Source organism: Rhodococcus mengyinensis (assembly GCF_048381435.1).
Taxonomy (GTDB): domain Bacteria; phylum Actinomycetota; class Actinomycetes; order Mycobacteriales; family Mycobacteriaceae; genus Rhodococcus_F; species Rhodococcus_F opacus_D.
Window position 1 is genome coordinate 223050 of record NZ_JBLWIT010000145.1, and the last position, 16034, is coordinate 239083.

Here is a 16034-nt window from a genome sequence, read left to right on the forward strand (position 1 = left end):
TCGTAGTCGAGCTACAACCCGACCTCGATGGCTCCGGCCGCCAGCAACGTACCGATCTTCTCCGCCGAGACCGGCCGGCTGAACAGGAAGCCCTGCGCCCGATGGCATCCCATGTCGAGAAGTTGCCGGGCCGACTCGACGTTCTCGACGCCCTCCGCGACCAACTCCAGGCCGAACGATTCGGCGAGCCCGATGATGGACTTCACGATCGCCCGATCCTCGGGGTTGGTGTCCAGGTTCATCACGAAGCCTTTGTCGATCTTCAGCGTCCCCACCGGCAGCGCCTTGAGGTGGCTGAGGGAGCTGAACCCGGTGCCGAAGTCGTCGATCGCGACCTCCACGTCCATCGCGTGCAAACCTTCGAGCGCTTCACGCGTCCAGGTCAGATCACTGAGCACTGCGTTCTCGGTGATCTCCAGGCACAGCGCGCCCTTCCGAAGATCGAATTCCGTCAACGCACTGGCAACGACGTCGAGGAAGTCCAGACCGGCCAACTGTCCCGGCGAGACGTTGACGCGCAGATCCAGATCCAGCTCGGGTACCTGCGACCGCCAGTCTGCCCACTGCCGGCAGGCCTTCCGGATCACCCAGCGCCCGAGCTCTCCGGCCACATTCGTCGCCTCGGCGACGTCGATGAACGACGCCGGCTGCAGCAACCCGAGCAGCGGGTGATTCCACCGCACCAGGGCCTCCACGCCGATGATCCGGCCGGTCCGCAGGTCGACCTCGGGCTGGTACTCGAGGAACAGCGACTCGTCCGCGATGGCCGCACGCAGACTGAGCTCGATCACGTTGCGTTTCTCGCTCTCCTCCTGCATCTCGTCGGTGAACACGCTGATCGCATTACCGCCCTTGGTCTTCGCGACCATGACGGCCTGGTCGGCCTGGCTGAGGAGCGAACTGGTGGTGGCCTTGCCCGGAATTCCGGCCGCGACGCCGATACTGACACTGCGGCTGACCACCTCGCGGCCGAGACGCACCCGTTCGGTGACGACGTCGCGGATGTGCTGCGCCCGCACCTCCGCCTCCTCCAGGCCCACCGACCCGCCGAGCACGAGCACGAATTCGTCGCCGCCCAGCCGGGAGACGAGGTCGTCGGTCTCGCTGGTCGATCTGAGCCGGTCCGCGATCGTCGAGATGAACCCGTCACCCGCTCCGTGACCGAAGAAGTCGTTGAGAGGCTTCAACCGGTCCAGGTCGAGGAACAGGATCGCGACCGGCCCGGCTTCGGACTCGGCGAGGCGAGTGTCCAGGTGGTGGTAGAGCGCGCGCCGGTTGCTGAGACCGGTGAGGGAATCGTGGTCGGCCGAGTAGCGCAACTGCTCCTCGACGACGATGCGCGCCTGGACCTGGGCGAGCAGGGCGGCGATCGCCTTGAGGACGTCGACCTCCGGGGGCGTCCAGTCGCGGTCGCCGAACTTGATGAATCCGAGCGTGCCCGTCGTCGTGTCACCGGACAGCAGTGGAACGGCTGCGAGCGACACCTGCGGCACCCCGGACGCCTCGCGGACCCGCTCGTTGTAATCCGGACCGGACACCTCCGGACGGAAGATGGCCACTTCCTTCTGGTGCTCGATCTGGGCGAACGTCGAGTCGGCGTCCTTGAAGTAGACGACGCCGAGCGGGTCGGGGTCGGGGATGAATGGTCGGAGCGGGTATTCGGCGACCAGGACCGTCGCCGCAATCTCGTGGTCGGTGAACCGGAGGAAGCTGGTGTCGACCTCGAAGTGCTCCACGAGATCCTGCAGCACGCGGGTGGCCACGGGCTTGAACGAGACCGCATCGACAGGCGTGAGCCGGGACGCCACGGTTGTCACCAGGGTCTCGAGCTTTTCGGTTTGCTTCTCGGTGTTCACGGGCCCTCCTGTCGTTACGATATCCGCCTGCGAAGCCGGTCGGCGAGGCGCTCGCTCCGAACCGACGGGCCAGGCGCGTGGCTGAGCCGTAACACCATGGCGAGCGCTTCACCTGCCTTCGCGCCGACGACGTCGAACAGTTCCTCCCGCAGCCTCTCCAATGGTGCCGCATACCGTGGTGAGAGTTGTTCGAGTTCCGCACTTTCCACACCGTAGAGAAACACCGGCGAAATCGGTTGAACGGCGAGCCCGAGAGCCTGGGCGTGGATCCACACGCTCTCGGTCGCCTCACCGCCGCGCACGTAGTCCCGAGGGGTGCTGCCCGGAATGGCGACGACCGCGACAGCCGAGCTCGACGCCACACGGTCCGCGGTCGACTTGCCCAGCGCGCGTCCCGCGTCCAGTTCGCCGAGTCGTTCCATGACGTCGGGTCTTCGCAGCAGCGCGAGGGTCGACAGTTCCGCCGAATCAAGTTCCAGTGCGCGAACGTCGATGCCGGTCTCGACCGAATCCAGCGGCGGCCACCGCAACTCGCCGATCATTTCGCGGTGCAGGGTCGGTGTGAGGAATCGGATGCGGTCCGACTCCGCGAGAATCGCTCCGATCGTCGCGATGTCGTCCCGGTCGGTCACCAGGCAGAGGCGTGCGCCCTCGCGCGAGGCCGCCTCCGCGAGAAGTCCCGCCTGCGTGTCGTCCAAGGGCCGGGGCACGCCCGGCCTGCGATTGGTGGTCCGGTCGAGCATGTGCTCGTAGCGGTCGGTGAGTTCGCGGGCGTTCCCGCTGCCGAACGTCATCGTGGCGACGGGAAGTCCTTCGTCGCCGTCGTGGACCGTCACGGCGCCGAGCAGTCCGGCGGCCGACGCGGCGATCCGGGCGTTGTGCAGCGCGGCGCCGACGGCGACACAACTGCCGCGGTACCCGACGTCCATCGCTGTCGTGTGCTCCGGGGCCACGGAGATGGTCAGCCCCGCGTCATCCGCCGCTATCGTCCACGGCTGGACGTTGCCGCCGGACGGCGCGCGGGCTGCGGCATGCACGACGGCGTCGACGGCGTCGTGCGAGACCGGTGCGGGCACCGCACGATCCGCGGGCTCCTCCGGCAGATCGTGCGGTCTCGGCGGATCGGTGAGGGCATCGAGATGCTGGTCCAGATCCATGCGGCACCGACCTGGTGCGAGCGGCTGTCCGAGCCCGATGCGCCGCACCGCCGCCGCGACCTGCGCACCGCCGAGCAGCACCTCGCCCCCGAGCTGAGGCCAGGTGGAGATGGTTTCGTCCACTTCCACCAACGACGCGGCCATCGTCGCCGACAGCTCACCGGCGTCGAGAATCCGAAGGACGAGCGGAATCTTGTCCCGCGAGCCGAGCCCCGTCAGCGACTCCACGTCGACGTCACCGATTACTCCGTGGAAGACGGGCCGGTCGGGTTCGAGGTCGAATCGCTCGACGTCCAGCAGACCCCGGTCACTGGTCGCCATCAGCACCGGCAATCCCCTTCGCTTGGCCTCCCGTCGCAGGGACACCTTGACGTCGAGGGAGTCGCATTCGTCGATCACCACGTCCGTGCCGTCCAGGAATTCGGCCACCGACTCGACGTCGAGACCGTCCTCCCACAACGTCACAGTGACGTAGGGGTCGATCTCCGCGATACGGCGGGCGGCGACCACGGCCTTGTTCACGCCGAGGTCGAGAACGGTGCCGGGAACCCGGTTCAAGTTGGACAGTTCGAGGGTGTCGAAGTCCGCGAGCCGCAGGCCGCCACACGCACCTTCCAGCGTAAGAGCCAACGCGACCGCGTGACCGACGCTCAGTCCGACGATCCCCACGGTCACGTTCCTGAGGCGTTCCTGTTCCTGCGCGGTGATCTTGTTCCGATTCCGGTCCAGCCGCAGCAACCGGAACGATGCGGGTCCGAGCAGACGCACCACGGTCCGTCGCCACGAGTAGTACGCCCACACCGGAGCCTCGTCCAGCGCACCAGGTCCCGGTGTGGGGACGAGGGAACGGAGGCTCTCGATCTGTTGGTCGAGCCGATCGACGAAGACCACCGCGGGGTCGCGGCGGAGACGGTCCAGTACCGCCGCGTCCCCGGAGTGGCCCTCGTCGAGCAGCAGTGCGGTGTACTCACCGTGGGTTTCGGTCACGAGACGCTCCGCATCGGCCGGACGACGTTTCCTCCCGTCCCCGTCGCGATGCCTGCCGACGGCGTCGGTCGGGACGTCGTGAGTAACAGTTGGGCCAGCTGCATGGATTCGGCGCGGCCCCTGCGCCTACTCCGATCCCACCACATCAGCCGGGTCTCGTAGCGGTCATCCGGATAGGGCACGGGAGCAATGTGGTCGGCCACCACGCCACCGGTGGTTCGCCACGTGTCCAGGACGTGGGATGCGGCCGTCGCGAGCATGAACTGGACGTCGAGCAGATCCATCGAGAAGGTGGCGATGCGACCCAGTGCGCCGACGAGTTCACCTCGCCGTGCGGCCGCGTCCGCCACCCATGCGCCCTTCGCTTCCACGACACCGAACGGCAGCCGGTCCTCGATCATCCGGCGGACGGCGGGAGCTCCGGGATCCGTTCCCCATTCCGTGATCGCATGCGCCTGATCAGCGACAAGATATGGCCCCTGGGCGCGGACGCCGGCTGCGACAGAACCGTTCGGATCGATGGCGACGAAGAACAGTGCGGTGGTGTCGCCGGCCTGAATCCGGCGGTACTCGAGCGCCTTCTCGGCGCCGTACTTGCGATAGCCCGCGAGTGCTCCCTCGAGATACTCTTCCCAGAGCGTCGGCTCGTCGGAGGGCCGGGCGACAACGAAGCGACACTCCGACCGCGGATCCCACACACTCAGAGTTCGATCGAGTATGGTCTCCGTCGACCGTACGTCTATCTGCGGATTCGTCAGCTGTTCAACAGACATTGGTATTCCCATCGGGCGTCGGTGCGGCAATTCCGGGGACTCACGGGTTACGTAAAGACCCCAAGAACTGGACACACGAACACCCGGTCACAGCCCCGCGGCTACCTATTTTCCGCGTTTACTCCGGATTTGTCACCTGTGATGCCACTAATGGGCCCAAAAACAAACTTCAGGTCGGTACTTTCCGCCTGCAATTAGGTGAGGGAAATGAACAGCTCGACGCTGCTCGGTGCGCGGAAGACCTCGATCTCCTCCGCGTAGGCTCGCTCGATGCGCCCTTCCTTCTCGGCCAGCTCGGCCTGAATCCACACGTCCTCGATCGGGTCGGACGACCGCCCGTCGGGTGTGAACTTGGCGAAATACCCGGACGGGACACGCACCAGCACGTCGCCGATCTCGAGGTGATCGAGGTCGATACAGCGGTATCCGATCACCGCAGTCCACCCGAGATCGGGGACCGCGACGTAGACGGTGGTCAGTTCCTCGACACCTCGCTGCTGGACACGCTCACGTGTGAACTTCATCAGGTCGGTGGCGTGCGCCGAGGGACCCAGTTCAATACGCGGGAGAACGAGTCCCCCGAAGTCGGCGGACTCACGCTTGACGATCTCGAAACTCATTGCTGCCCCTGCCTGGTGGCGGGTGGCACTATCGCCACGTACAGATCGATGCCGAATGCGTGCGGATAGAACTCGAAATCGCCGGTGTAGGACCGCTGAATTTGATGCGATTCCTCCGCGTCACGAATCTGCCCCCAGAGGGCGTCGAAGAGATCGGGAAACGTTCCGACCGAGGAGAATTTGGCATACGTCCCCGCAGGTATCCGCGACACCAGGTGCCCGCGTCCGACCTGGTCGATGGAGGAGCACTCGTAGCCCACGATTTGCGTGTAGTACGAATTGATCTCGGGCGCGTGGTCGACATAAGCGGACGCCAGAGGCCGATCCACGTTCTGCGCGAGAAGAGTCGACCACGTCTTTTCGAGAGCCTTGTCGCGGGCTTCTCCGAGCGCCCGCTTTGGGCTACGGACGGCCAGTCCAGCGACCAGCGTCTCTTCGCGTTCGACAATGACGAACGGCATCGGGCACCCTCCGATGTCATCGGCTCATTGGGTTTGCAATGGCAGTTATCTTTCGACCACCCGGTAATTCAGGGGACGAGATTTCACAATACATCCTTCGGTAACCGGAGACGGGGTCATTGGTGTCGCAAAGCGCAGCGTCGAACTGGGCAAACCCTGACCGTGCCGTCGCATTCCATTCAACTCGGGTCCGAAACAGTTTTGTCTGGCAAAGTACATACTCAAAGTCTTTTTTAAGGGATTTTCTTAGATTCGAGGTGTGTTAACACGAAGCCTCGACTTCAGACCGTCATACACCTAACAATGTGGCGTCGATCGAGCAGTTATCGCGGAAACCTCTTCCGCGGAGGCGGTTTTCTAGCGCAGAAGACGCCGCGAGGCGAACTGGCGGAAATACACCAGCTTCGACGGCTCGACGAGTCCGGGAAGAATGAAGTACCACACCCGTTCCATGCGACGCGGAAGATCGTCGAAGGCGCCGGTCGCGGTCGCGACCACGTGGGCCCCCAGCAGCGACCCGAGCAGGAACGTGGACAGAGTTCCCGTGGAGACATCGTCTTCCGCGAGGACGTCGCCCTCCTCGACCGCACGTGCGACGAGTCGTTCGAAACCCTGCTGCCACGAGGACACCACGTTGCCGTGCGTCCCTTGATAGTCACCGATCTCGTGCTGCAGTCGCAGCATGGCCGCGACGATCGGATCGGAACTCGCCGCCTCGATCGCCACGTAGGACAGGGCGACGAGCGCTTCCAGTGCCGGCGTCGGCCCGTCACTGACGGACGTCATTCCGGCCGTGAGCCGGATCTGCCCCTCGTCGATGACACCGCGGGCCAGGTCTTCCTTCGAACTGAAGTGGAAGTACAACGCACCTTTGGTCACACCGGACTGCTCGATGATCTCGTTGAGCCCCGCGTTGGCGTAGCCGAGCCGCAAAAATACGTCGGCCGCCGCCATCAGGACCGACGCCCGAGTTACCTCTGCTCGAACCTGTCTCGCCATCGACTGCCTCCCGAACAACCCCCCCGACGGGGCGCGCAAACTCCAGCGAACCCTAGCACTTGACAGGCGCAGCCCTCCGGATGTTGGACCGCGAGTCGGAAAACGAGAACACGTTCACTGAGGTGGTGTGCGGGGCCGATCGGTGCCCAGCTGCGGATCCGCCTCGAGATTGGTCAACCCGTTCCAGCACAGGTTGACGAGATGTGCGGCGACGACTTCCTTCGGCGGCGTCCGCTCGTCCAGCCACCACGTCGCGGTGGTGGACACCATTCCGACCAGCGCCTGCGCGTACAGCAGTGCCAGGTCAGGATTGAAACCACGCCGCGAGAAGTCGCCGGCGAGGATGTGCCCGACCTGACCGATGGCCTCGTTGAGCAGGCTCGAGTACGTGCCGTCCGGTGCCGCCACCGGAGAGTCGCGGACCAGGATGCGGAATCCGTCGGTGTGCTCCTCCACATAGGTCAGCAGCGCCAGTGCCACCCGCTCGACCCGGACCCGGGAGCGGTTCTGCTTCAGCGACGACGTCACCATCTCCAGCAGCCGCGACATCTCCCGATCCACGACCACGGCGTAGAGGCCCTCCTTGCCGCCGAAATGTTCGTAGACGACGGGCTTGGAGACGTGCGCCCGCTGTGCGATCTCCTCGATCGACGTCGCCTCGTAGCCTCGCTCGGCGAACAGCGCACGGCCGATCTCGATCAACTGCTCCCGGCGTTGCGTACCGGTCATCCGGGTGCGGACCGCCCTCTCGGGGGTCGCGTCCACGTCCGTGGGTCGGGGCACCGAGGCACCATCCTTTCCTGACACTCGCGACGACCAAGCGCCGCGGGCAGCGTCGAAACACTGCAGGTAGCACCCACTCTATCGGGGCGTTCGGGACAAATTTCCGCAGCGGTTCGACGGGCGGCGGGTCGGCATGCGAGGATTCTCTCGCGCAAACGGGCGTGACACCCCGTGTGTGTGGCAATCCGCCGTAGTGTAATGGCAGCACCTCTGATTTTGGTTCAGATAGTTCAGGTTCGAGTCCTGGCGGCGGAGCGGAGCCTGCGGAGCGAATTCCTGCAGGTGGAGCTGTCGAGAACAGCAAGAGCAGAACGACCCAGAGGGAGCTTCATGCCAGTGCAGACCGCCGTGGTCGTCCTCGCCGCCGGCGCGGGAACTCGGATGCGGTCGAAGACCCCCAAGGTGTTGCACGCACTGGGCGGACGCACGATGCTGGCGCATTCCCTGCACGCCGCCGCGGAGATCGATCCGACGCACCTCGTCACCGTCGTCGGGCACGACAAGGAACGCGTCGGGGTCGCCGTCAGCGCCCTCGAGACCGAACTTGGCCGCCCGATCGCGGTCGCCATCCAGGAAGAGCAGAACGGCACCGGGCACGCCGTCGAATGCGGCCTGTCCGCTCTGCCCGCCGACTTCCGCGGGACCGTGCTGGTCACCGCCGCGGACGTCCCGCTCCTCGACGGCCACACCCTGCACGCTCTCGTCGACGAGCACCGCAGCGAACCCACCCCCGCGGCGGTCACGGTCCTGACGTTCACCGCTCCCGAGCCCCGCGGCTACGGGCGGATCGTGCGCCAACCCCACGACGGTGAGATCGCCGAGATCGTGGAAGAGGCCGACGCCACCGAGGAGCAGGCGGCCATCACCGAGGTCAACGCCGGCGTGTACGCGTTCGACGCCGAGTTCCTGCGCTCCGCGCTCGGGCAGCTCAATGCGAACAACGCGCAGGGCGAGCTGTACCTGACCGACGTCGTCAAGATCGCCCGCGAGGCCGGCGCACCCGTCTTCGCAGCCCACCTGTCCGACTCCGCGAAGGTCGCAGGCGCCAACGATCGCGTCCAGCTGTCGAAGCTGGCCGCCGAACTCAACCGCCGCACCGTCGAGAACTGGATGCGGGCCGGAGTCACCGTCGTCGATCCGTCGACCACCTGGATCGACGTCGGCGTCACGCTCGCTCGCGACGTCACCATCCATCCGGGAGTGCAACTGCTCGGCACCACCGCCGTCGGCGAGGACGCCGTGATCGGTCCCGACACCACCCTCACCGACGTGACGGTCGGCGAAGGCGCCAGCGTGGTGCGCACCCACGGCTCGGAATCGACGATCGGCGCAGGCGCCACCGTCGGCCCGTTCTCCTACCTACGTCCCGGCACCGTCCTCGGTGCGTCCGGCAAGCTCGGCGCATTCGTCGAGACGAAGAACGCCGACATCGGGGCGCACTCCAAAGTTCCTCACCTGACCTACGTGGGCGACGCCACGATCGGCGAGCACAGCAACATCGGTGCGTCGAGCGTGTTCGTCAATTACGACGGCGTCGCCAAGAGCCGTACGGTGGTGGGGTCACACGTCCGGACCGGGTCGGACACCATGTTCGTCGCTCCGGTACAGGTCGGTGACGGTGCTTACACCGGCGCCGGCACGGTGCTGCGTTTCGACGTACCACCGGGGGCACTCGCGGTCTCCGGCGGGAAGCAGCGCAATATTGACGGCTGGGTGCAACGAAATCGGCCCGGTACCGCCGCCGCCGAGGCGGCAGCCGCCGCGGGACTGCACCACAGTTCAGATCTGCACGAAACCGAGAAGCAAGATTTAAAGGATGGCATAGAGCAGTGACCGCGAATTGGATCGACAACCAGAAGAACCTCATGCTTTTTTCTGGTCGCGCGCATCCGGAGCTGGCCGAACAGGTAGCGAAGGAACTCGACGTGCGGGTCACCCCGCAGACTGCCCGTGACTTCGCGAACGGCGAGATCTTCGTCCGTTTCGAGGAGTCGGTCCGCGGCTCCGACGCCTTCGTGCTGCAGAGCCACCCGGCCCCGCTGAACACGTGGGTGATGGAACAGCTGATCATGATCGACGCACTCAAGCGCGGATCGGCCAAGCGCATCACCGCGGTCCTGCCGTTCTACCCGTACGCACGCCAGGACAAGAAGCACCGCGGCCGTGAGCCCATCTCGGCTCGCCTTATCGCCGACCTCCTCAAGACGGCAGGCGCCGACCGCATCATCACGGTCGACCTCCACACCGACCAGATCCAGGGCTTCTTCGACGGCCCCGTCGACCACATGCACGCCCAGGGTCAGCTCGCCGAGTACATCCGCGGCAACTACGGCACCGAGAACATCGCCGTCGTCTCCCCCGACTCCGGTCGCGTCCGGGTCGCCGAGAAGTGGGCCGACACCCTCGGTGGCGCGCCGCTGGCATTCATCCACAAGACACGCGACCCGCTGGTGCCCAACCAGGTGAAGTCCAACCGCGTCGTCGGTGACGTCGAAGGCCACACCTGCATCCTGATCGACGACATGATCGACACCGGTGGAACCATCGCCGGCGCCGTGAAGATCCTCAAGGAGGCCGGCGCGGGCGACGTGATCATCGCCGCCACCCACGGTGTCCTGTCCGATCCGGCGGCCGAGCGTCTCGCCGCGTGTGGTGCCAAGGAAGTCATCGTCACCAACACCCTCCCGATCGACGAGTCGAAGAAGTTCCCGACCCTCACGGTTCTGTCCATCGCGCCGCTGCTGGCTCGCACCATCAAGGAAGTTTTCGAGAACGGCTCGGTCACGTCGCTGTTCAACGGCAACGCCTAGGCGCTTCGCACCCGTGCGCCTTTCTGGTCGCTTCAGCTACCAGAAAGGCGCACAGGCGTAGCCTTTCCCTGTGTTCACCGGGATCCCCACCGCTGCTCTCGACTTCTACGAGGACCTCGAGGCAGACAACAGTAAGAGCTTCTGGACCGCGCACAAATCCGTCTACGACGACTCCGTGCGCGCACCCATGACCGCCCTGCTCGCGGAACTCGAATCGGAGTTCGGCGCGGGCAAGGTGTTTCGCCCCTACCGCGACGTCCGGTTCTCGAAGGACAAGACGCCTTACAAGACCCATCAGGGTGGATTCGTCGAAACTCGCCCCGGCGTGGGCTACTACGTGCAGATCGATGCCGCCGGGCTGTTCGTGGCGGGTGGCTTCTACTCGCATACCCCGCTGCAGGTCGGGCGTTTCCGTGACGCCGTCGACGACGACCGCAAGGGCCGCGAACTCGTCCGGCTCGTGAAGAAGGTCCGGTCGTCGGGATTCGAGATCGGCGGCGACACACTCAAGACCCGTCCTCGCGGCGTCGCCGAGGACCACCCGCGACTCGACTTGATGCGTCACAAGTCGCTCACGGCCAGCCGGAGCTACCTCTCCCCCGACTGGATCGAAACTCCCCGCGCCGCTGACGAAGTGCGCACCGCCTGGCGTTCGATGCGGCCGCTCGTGGAGTGGCTGACCACCGTCATCGGTGCCGGAGAATGAAACTTACCGGTCGGGAAAACAGGTGTGGCACACAGCGTTTGCGGAGCAGTTTGCGCGCCTCGGCATGATCTTCGTCACGCTCGGCCGCAGAACCGCAGGTCGTACTTACGGCGATGTGACTCGCACGCCCGAATTCCCCTACTGTGGCTCGTCGTGATCGACGCGCAGACTCTCTCCGGCCCTATCGATATCGCTGCAATTCGAAACGTCCGGCGTTGGTCGCCGGGGGCGTGCGTGTGGTGCGGAGACGACAACGCCGTCGAGATGTTCCGTAACGAACCTCGCTGTGGCACTTGCCGCGAGAAGGAATCGGTCATCGACGAGGCCCGCCGCTTCCTGGGCATGTACGGTCTGCGTCCGCTCGGCGGAACGTTGCAGTCGGACGACGACGAGGAGCGTGAGCACCGGGTCAACGCCCGCGATGCCCGCCGCGAACTCAACGAGATGAAGCTCGCGGAACTCCCGGACCCGGCCGCGGTGCGCAAGGCCCTTCGTCCCCGGGCGGCCAGTGTGGTGTCGGAGCCGCGCAGCACCGCTCATTCCGGAACGTCGTCGGCCGCCGCGTCGACCCGCCCGAGTGCGTCCCGCACGTCGGCCACCCCGCCGGTGGCACCGGTGCGCACCGATGTCGTCGACGTCGCCGCACTCGAATCGCGTGTCACGGGCTTGCTGGATCAGCTCTCGGCCATCGACGCCCAGATGAACCTGATCGGTGAGCCCGCCGGCCTCGCCGCGCGTGCTCGAATCAGCGACCTCGAGAAGCAGCGCGCCACGGTGCTCCGCACCCTCGCGGCTCTGGAGAAGGCCCGGATCGCAGCCGGCCAGTAGGCCATACTTTTCGGGCAGCAGCCGGGTGATACTCTCGCCCTTCATGCAGCCCGCCTCCTCACCCACCGCGCTCGTCATCGACGCGAAGAAGCCGCCGATGGGCCCGATGCTGGTGACCCCCAATGCCCGCATCAATGGCCATCCCGTGCCGCTTCGGTGGGGACACAACGAAATTCCGGCACCGCCGGGCGTGCACCACATCCAGATCTCGGTCCCGTGGATCTGGGAGCAGGGCAGGGCGCAGATCACCGTCGACAACCGGTACCACCCGGCTCCCCCGGTGTACTACGCGTCGCCGTTCAGCAGTTTCAGCAAGGGCGCCATCGACCATCGGCCAGTGAAGAATCCCGGGCTGCTCGGGTTGCTGCTCATCCTCACCCCGGTACTCGTGCTGGTCCTCGCTGTCGTGGCGTTCGCCCTGTTCGGCTAGAGAGGCCACAGCCGCACTATTGACACAATGAGCAATGTGTCTCACCATCGATACATGACCGCACATGTGTCGAGTGTCTCGTTCGTGCCGAGGTCCGGACAGTCGTGGCGCGCCCCGTGGCCGATGTACGCAGGCCTGCGCGACCACGACCCCGTCCATCACGTCGTCCCCGAGGGCGCACCCGGCGACGACTACTGGGTGTTGTCCCGGCACGCCGACGTCTACGCGGCGGCCAGGGACGCCGAGACCTTCTCCTCCGCAGCCGGCCTCACCACGACATACGGCGAGCTGGAGAAGATCGGCCTGCAGGACAATCCGCCGCTGGTGATGCTCGACCCGCCCGACCACACCGCGTTCCGCCGTCAAGTGTCGAAGGGATTCACCCCTCGGCAGGTCACCGCCGTCGAGCCGGACGTCCGGGCGTTCGTGGTGGAGCGCATCGAACGACTGCGGGAGGCAGGTGAGGGCGATGTGGTGAAGGAACTGTTCAAGCCGCTGCCGAGCATGGTCGTCGCCCACTACCTCGGTGTCCCCGACGAGGACCGGGCGCAGTTCGACGGGTGGACCGAGGCCATCGTCGCGGCCAATGCGCAGGGCGACACGCTGCAGGCGACGGGTGCGGTCACCGAACTGATGGGCTACTTCACCGGACTGATCGAGCGGCGGCGCACCGACCCCGGAGACGACACGATCTCGCACCTCGTCGCGGGCGGGATGGGAGCCGACGGCGACATCACCGGCCTGCTCTCCATCCTCGGTTTCGCGTTCACGATGGTCACCGGCGGCAACGACACCACCACCGGGATGCTCGGCGGCGCAGTCCAGTTGCTCACCGAACACCGGGATCAGCGCCGCGATCTGATCGAACATCCGGAGCTCGTCGGCGACGCCGTCGAAGAATTGCTCCGGCTCACCGCCCCCGTCCAGGGCCTCGCCCGCACGGTGACCCGCGACGTCGAGATCGACGGCACCGTCGTTCCCGAGGGACGGAAGGTACTCCTGCTGTACGGCTCCGCGAACCGCGATCCGCGCCGGTTCGGACCGGATTCCGAGGTCCTGGACGTGCGTCGCAGTCCGAAGCAGATCCTCACGTTCAGCCACGGGGCCCACCACTGCCTGGGTGCGGCCGCGGCACGGATGCAGGCGCGGATCGCGCTCGAGGAACTGCTGGCCCGGTGCCCCGACTTCACCGTCGACATCGACGCCGTCGTCTACGCGGACGGCAATTACGTGCGCCGCCCGACGAGCGTTCCGTTCCGGGTGCGCGAAGCATGACCGCCGACTGGATGCGGGACGAGCGCCCCCGCCTCGCCGCCGAGCGAATCCTCGACGTCGCGGCCCAGCTGTACGTCGAGAACGGCATCGCCGCCGTCGGTATGGCCGAGGTCGCCCGGGCGGCCGGATGTTCCCGGGCCACGCTGTACCGCTACTTCGACAGCAGGCAGTCGTTGCAGCTGGCATTCGTTCACCGCGAGGCCCGGCGCATCGGCGCGCTGGTCGCGGAGGAGGTGTCCGCGGCCGGCGACCCGAAGGACGTGATCGTGGAGGCGATGCTGGCCGCGATCCGGCTGGTGCGCGCCGACCCGATTCTGGCCGCCTGGTTCCAGCTCGGCGACTCCGGCCTCGCCGCGCAGATCGCGCACTCGTCGGACGTCATCGAATCGCTGGGCGCCGCCTTCCTGGGGCAGGCGGGGTTCTCCGGGGAGGAGACGTCCCGGAAGGCACGGTGGCTCGTCCGGATCATCGTCTCTCTGCTCACCGTCCCGGGCGTCGACGACACCGACGAACGCACGATGCTCGAGCAGTTCGTCGCGCCGGCACTCGCCGAGCACGACCCCGGACGCGCCTGACACCTGCCACCGCCCGGACGAACGGGACGCTCGTTCGATCTGACACAACGAGCGTCCCGTTCGTCCGGGGAAGGTCCGGGGAAGCAACGTCAGCGCACCGCGCCCGCGTGCTCGTCGGCATCGACCTCGAGAGTCGTCTTCCGGTCGGACTCACCGATCCGCGCGAAGACGAGCGGCTTGCGGAGCCGCAGGTAGCAGTACAGGGCGATGTAGCCGAGCACGGTCGCGAAGAAGATCCACGCGACCACACCTCGCGCTCCGGACGGGAACGGGTTGAAGCTGTACCAGTACACGAGCACGGACCCGAGCGCGGCGAGGACGGTCGCCAGTCCGATACCCAGGCGCAGCGACCGCGACCGGATCGCGCAGTAGCCGGCCGCCAGTGCTGTGAGTCCGTAGGCGGCGATCAGCATGTAGCCGGCGTACGTCCCGAGCAGGCCGTACGACGTCTCCGCCGCGGTCACCACCACGCCGAGGAGCCCGGCCACCAGGTAGATGACGCCGAGGGTGGTCACCGCACCGACGGGAGTTCCGTGGCGGGCGCTGACCTTGCCGAGGCGAGCGGGCAGCAGACCGTCGCGGGCCAGGGTGTACACGGTCCGGCTGGTGCCTGCCATGACTCCGAGAGTGGATCCGAAGAAGCTGATGGCGACACCGATGTCGATCAGGTAGCCGAGCCATCCGACGCCGTTGTGCTCGGCCAGGGTGTCGAGGGGTGCGTTCATGTTGTCGATCGGCAACCCGCGGAAGCCGAGCACGATGATGTAGGTGGCGACGATGTAGAGCACCCCGCAGGCCAGGACCGACCCGACAACGGCGAAGCTGATGGCCCGCTTGGGATGACGCGCCTCCCGACCCAAGGTGGCGGCGTGGTCGAATCCGGCGAGGGAGAACACGGAGAAGCCCGCGGTCGCGAGTATCGCTGTGGCACTGAAGCCGTGGAAGTCGAACTGCCTGCTGTCGATCGGACCGGTGTCCGAATTCGCGAGGACCACGATCAGGAGCACGACGATCACTGCCACCGTGAAGAATTCGATCACCAGCAGCAGCTTCGCGGACAGCTTCACCTCACGAAGGTTCAGGGCGGTCACCGCGACCGCGACGGCCCCGGCGCAGATGCCCAGCGTCCACGTGCTCGCGGGCAGACCCACCTTCTGGAGGAATGCGTCGAGGTAGATCGCCGAGCCGATCACGCACGCGGGTCCCGCGACGAGTGACGACGCGAGGTGGGTGACCATGACGAAGAATCCGGCCGGTTTGCCCGCCGCGCGAGCCGCGAGTCCGTACGTTCCGCCGGTGGTGGTGAAGCGTTTGGCCAGCCAGCCGATGCCCCCGGCGAACCCGAGGACCAGCACCGAGGTCACGGCCCAGGTGATCCAGCTGAGGTTGCCGGCGATCGTGACGACGACACCGATCGCGAGGGCAAGCGTGGACGCGGGCGCCAGAATGCCGAGCGATACGCCGAACACTGCCCACGTCGGGAGGATTCCGCGCGGCAGCTGACCGTCCTCGGCGTCGGTGCTTCCCGCCGAGGACATCATCGTGTCCTCCGTGGTCGATCCATCGTGCACAGTCTTCATGAACGCTCCTCGCGGATGACAGGACAGAGGGTGTCGGATAGTTGGCTGGTGGGCCAGTTATGAATCATCGTGAGGGCGATCACACTCGATGTCAAGAGCGCATCGCCTCCCGAGCGGCACCCGCCGCGACAGCGACGAGTGGGTTGACAGCCCCTGTGAGTGCCGCCACAATCTAAATTGACTGATGCGCCAGT

15 protein-coding genes and 1 tRNA gene are annotated in these 16034 nt (G+C 66.2%); 8 read left to right on the forward strand and 8 right to left on the reverse strand.

Going from position 1 to position 16034, the window contains the following annotated elements; translation table 11 throughout:
• Positions 1–11 precede the first annotated feature (11 nt).
• The 7 genes from ACNJ7E_RS37460 to ACNJ7E_RS37490 all read right to left on the reverse strand — a co-directional run bounded on the left by ACNJ7E_RS37460 (position 12) and on the right by ACNJ7E_RS37490 (position 7582).
• Positions 12–1856, reverse strand: coding sequence for a putative bifunctional diguanylate cyclase/phosphodiesterase (locus ACNJ7E_RS37460; protein WP_280781441.1), 1845 nt, complete (start codon positions 1854–1856; stop codon positions 12–14).
• A 14-nt stretch (positions 1857–1870) separates the two neighbouring features.
• A complete protein-coding gene (locus ACNJ7E_RS37465; protein ID WP_317568131.1) occupies positions 1871–4000 on the reverse strand; it encodes an Rv1355c family protein in 2130 nt (709 codons plus the stop codon).
• Entirely contained in the window at positions 3997–4773 is a 777-nt protein-coding gene (locus ACNJ7E_RS37470; protein WP_418342219.1) for a hypothetical protein, read from the reverse strand. The genes ACNJ7E_RS37465 and ACNJ7E_RS37470 overlap by 4 nt, the downstream gene beginning before the upstream one ends.
• A 194-nt stretch (positions 4774–4967) precedes the next feature.
• Positions 4968–5393, reverse strand: a complete 426-nt coding sequence (locus tag ACNJ7E_RS37475; RefSeq protein ID WP_418342220.1) for a hypothetical protein — start codon at positions 5391–5393, stop codon at positions 4968–4970.
• Positions 5390–5854 (reverse strand): GyrI-like domain-containing protein, encoded by a 465-nt coding sequence (locus tag ACNJ7E_RS37480; RefSeq protein WP_378470549.1) that lies wholly within the window; start codon positions 5852–5854, stop codon positions 5390–5392. The genes ACNJ7E_RS37475 and ACNJ7E_RS37480 overlap by 4 nt, the downstream gene beginning before the upstream one ends.
• A gap of 357 nt (positions 5855–6211) precedes the next feature.
• Positions 6212–6853: a ScbR family autoregulator-binding transcription factor gene (locus ACNJ7E_RS37485; RefSeq protein ID WP_105413256.1), complete on the reverse strand. Its 642-nt coding sequence runs from the start codon at positions 6851–6853 to the stop codon at positions 6212–6214.
• Between the two features lie 114 nt (positions 6854–6967).
• A complete protein-coding gene (locus ACNJ7E_RS37490) occupies positions 6968–7582 on the reverse strand; it encodes a TetR/AcrR family transcriptional regulator (RefSeq protein ID WP_241961821.1) in 615 nt (204 codons plus the stop codon).
• A gap of 238 nt (positions 7583–7820) precedes the next feature.
• Between ACNJ7E_RS37490 and ACNJ7E_RS37495 the strand changes: the two genes are divergently transcribed.
• From ACNJ7E_RS37495 to ACNJ7E_RS37530, 8 genes are all read left to right on the forward strand, one after another.
• A tRNA-Gln gene (locus ACNJ7E_RS37495) sits at positions 7821–7891 on the forward strand.
• Between the two features lie 75 nt (positions 7892–7966).
• Entirely contained in the window at positions 7967–9469 is a 1503-nt protein-coding gene (gene glmU, locus ACNJ7E_RS37500; RefSeq protein WP_418342221.1) for a bifunctional UDP-N-acetylglucosamine diphosphorylase/glucosamine-1-phosphate N-acetyltransferase GlmU, read from the forward strand.
• A complete protein-coding gene (locus tag ACNJ7E_RS37505) occupies positions 9466–10446 on the forward strand; it encodes a ribose-phosphate diphosphokinase (RefSeq protein WP_005255561.1) in 981 nt (326 codons plus the stop codon). Before glmU ends, ACNJ7E_RS37505 begins: the two co-directional genes overlap by 4 nt.
• 70 nt (positions 10447–10516) lie before the next feature.
• Positions 10517–11152 (forward strand): DUF2461 domain-containing protein, encoded by a 636-nt coding sequence (locus ACNJ7E_RS37510; RefSeq protein WP_105413259.1) that lies wholly within the window; start codon positions 10517–10519, stop codon positions 11150–11152.
• A 264-nt stretch (positions 11153–11416) separates the two neighbouring features.
• Complete coding sequence (locus ACNJ7E_RS37515) at positions 11417–11980, forward strand: hypothetical protein (RefSeq protein WP_283331461.1); 564 nt, start codon at positions 11417–11419, stop codon at positions 11978–11980.
• A 43-nt stretch (positions 11981–12023) separates the two neighbouring features.
• Positions 12024–12410, forward strand: coding sequence for a hypothetical protein (locus ACNJ7E_RS37520; protein ID WP_105413260.1), 387 nt, complete (start codon positions 12024–12026; stop codon positions 12408–12410).
• A 54-nt stretch (positions 12411–12464) separates the two neighbouring features.
• Positions 12465–13685 (forward strand): cytochrome P450, encoded by a 1221-nt coding sequence (locus ACNJ7E_RS37525; protein ID WP_280781417.1) that lies wholly within the window; start codon positions 12465–12467, stop codon positions 13683–13685.
• Positions 13682–14260 carry a TetR/AcrR family transcriptional regulator gene (locus tag ACNJ7E_RS37530; protein ID WP_280781416.1) on the forward strand — a complete coding sequence of 193 codons (579 nt, stop codon included), beginning with the start codon at positions 13682–13684 and terminating at the stop codon, positions 14258–14260. Before ACNJ7E_RS37525 ends, ACNJ7E_RS37530 begins: the two co-directional genes overlap by 4 nt.
• A gap of 89 nt (positions 14261–14349) precedes the next feature.
• Here the strand turns inward: ACNJ7E_RS37530 and ACNJ7E_RS37535 are convergent, their stop codons facing one another.
• Positions 14350–15840 (reverse strand): APC family permease, encoded by a 1491-nt coding sequence (locus ACNJ7E_RS37535; RefSeq protein WP_418342222.1) that lies wholly within the window; start codon positions 15838–15840, stop codon positions 14350–14352.
• Positions 15841–16034 lie beyond the last annotated feature (194 nt).

Coding starts and splice junctions, on each gene's coding strand:
- ACNJ7E_RS37520 (WP_105413260.1), top strand. CDS start 12,024: ATGCAGCCCGCCTCCTCACCCACCGCGCTCGTCATCGACGCGAAGAAG.
- ACNJ7E_RS37525 (WP_280781417.1), top strand. CDS start 12,465: ATGACCGCACATGTGTCGAGTGTCTCGTTCGTGCCGAGGTCCGGACAG.
- ACNJ7E_RS37535 (WP_418342222.1), bottom strand. CDS start 15,840: ATGAAGACTGTGCACGATGGATCGACCACGGAGGACACGATGATGTCC.
- glmU (WP_418342221.1), top strand. CDS start 7,967: ATGCCAGTGCAGACCGCCGTGGTCGTCCTCGCCGCCGGCGCGGGAACT.
- ACNJ7E_RS37530 (WP_280781416.1), top strand. CDS start 13,682: ATGACCGCCGACTGGATGCGGGACGAGCGCCCCCGCCTCGCCGCCGAG.
- ACNJ7E_RS37475 (WP_418342220.1), bottom strand. CDS start 5,393: ATGAGTTTCGAGATCGTCAAGCGTGAGTCCGCCGACTTCGGGGGACTC.
- ACNJ7E_RS37490 (WP_241961821.1), bottom strand. CDS start 7,582: ATGACCGGTACGCAACGCCGGGAGCAGTTGATCGAGATCGGCCGTGCG.
- ACNJ7E_RS37470 (WP_418342219.1), bottom strand. CDS start 4,773: ATGTCTGTTGAACAGCTGACGAATCCGCAGATAGACGTACGGTCGACG.
- ACNJ7E_RS37515 (WP_283331461.1), top strand. CDS start 11,417: ATGTTCCGTAACGAACCTCGCTGTGGCACTTGCCGCGAGAAGGAATCG.
- ACNJ7E_RS37485 (WP_105413256.1), bottom strand. CDS start 6,853: ATGGCGAGACAGGTTCGAGCAGAGGTAACTCGGGCGTCGGTCCTGATG.
- ACNJ7E_RS37480 (WP_378470549.1), bottom strand. CDS start 5,854: ATGCCGTTCGTCATTGTCGAACGCGAAGAGACGCTGGTCGCTGGACTG.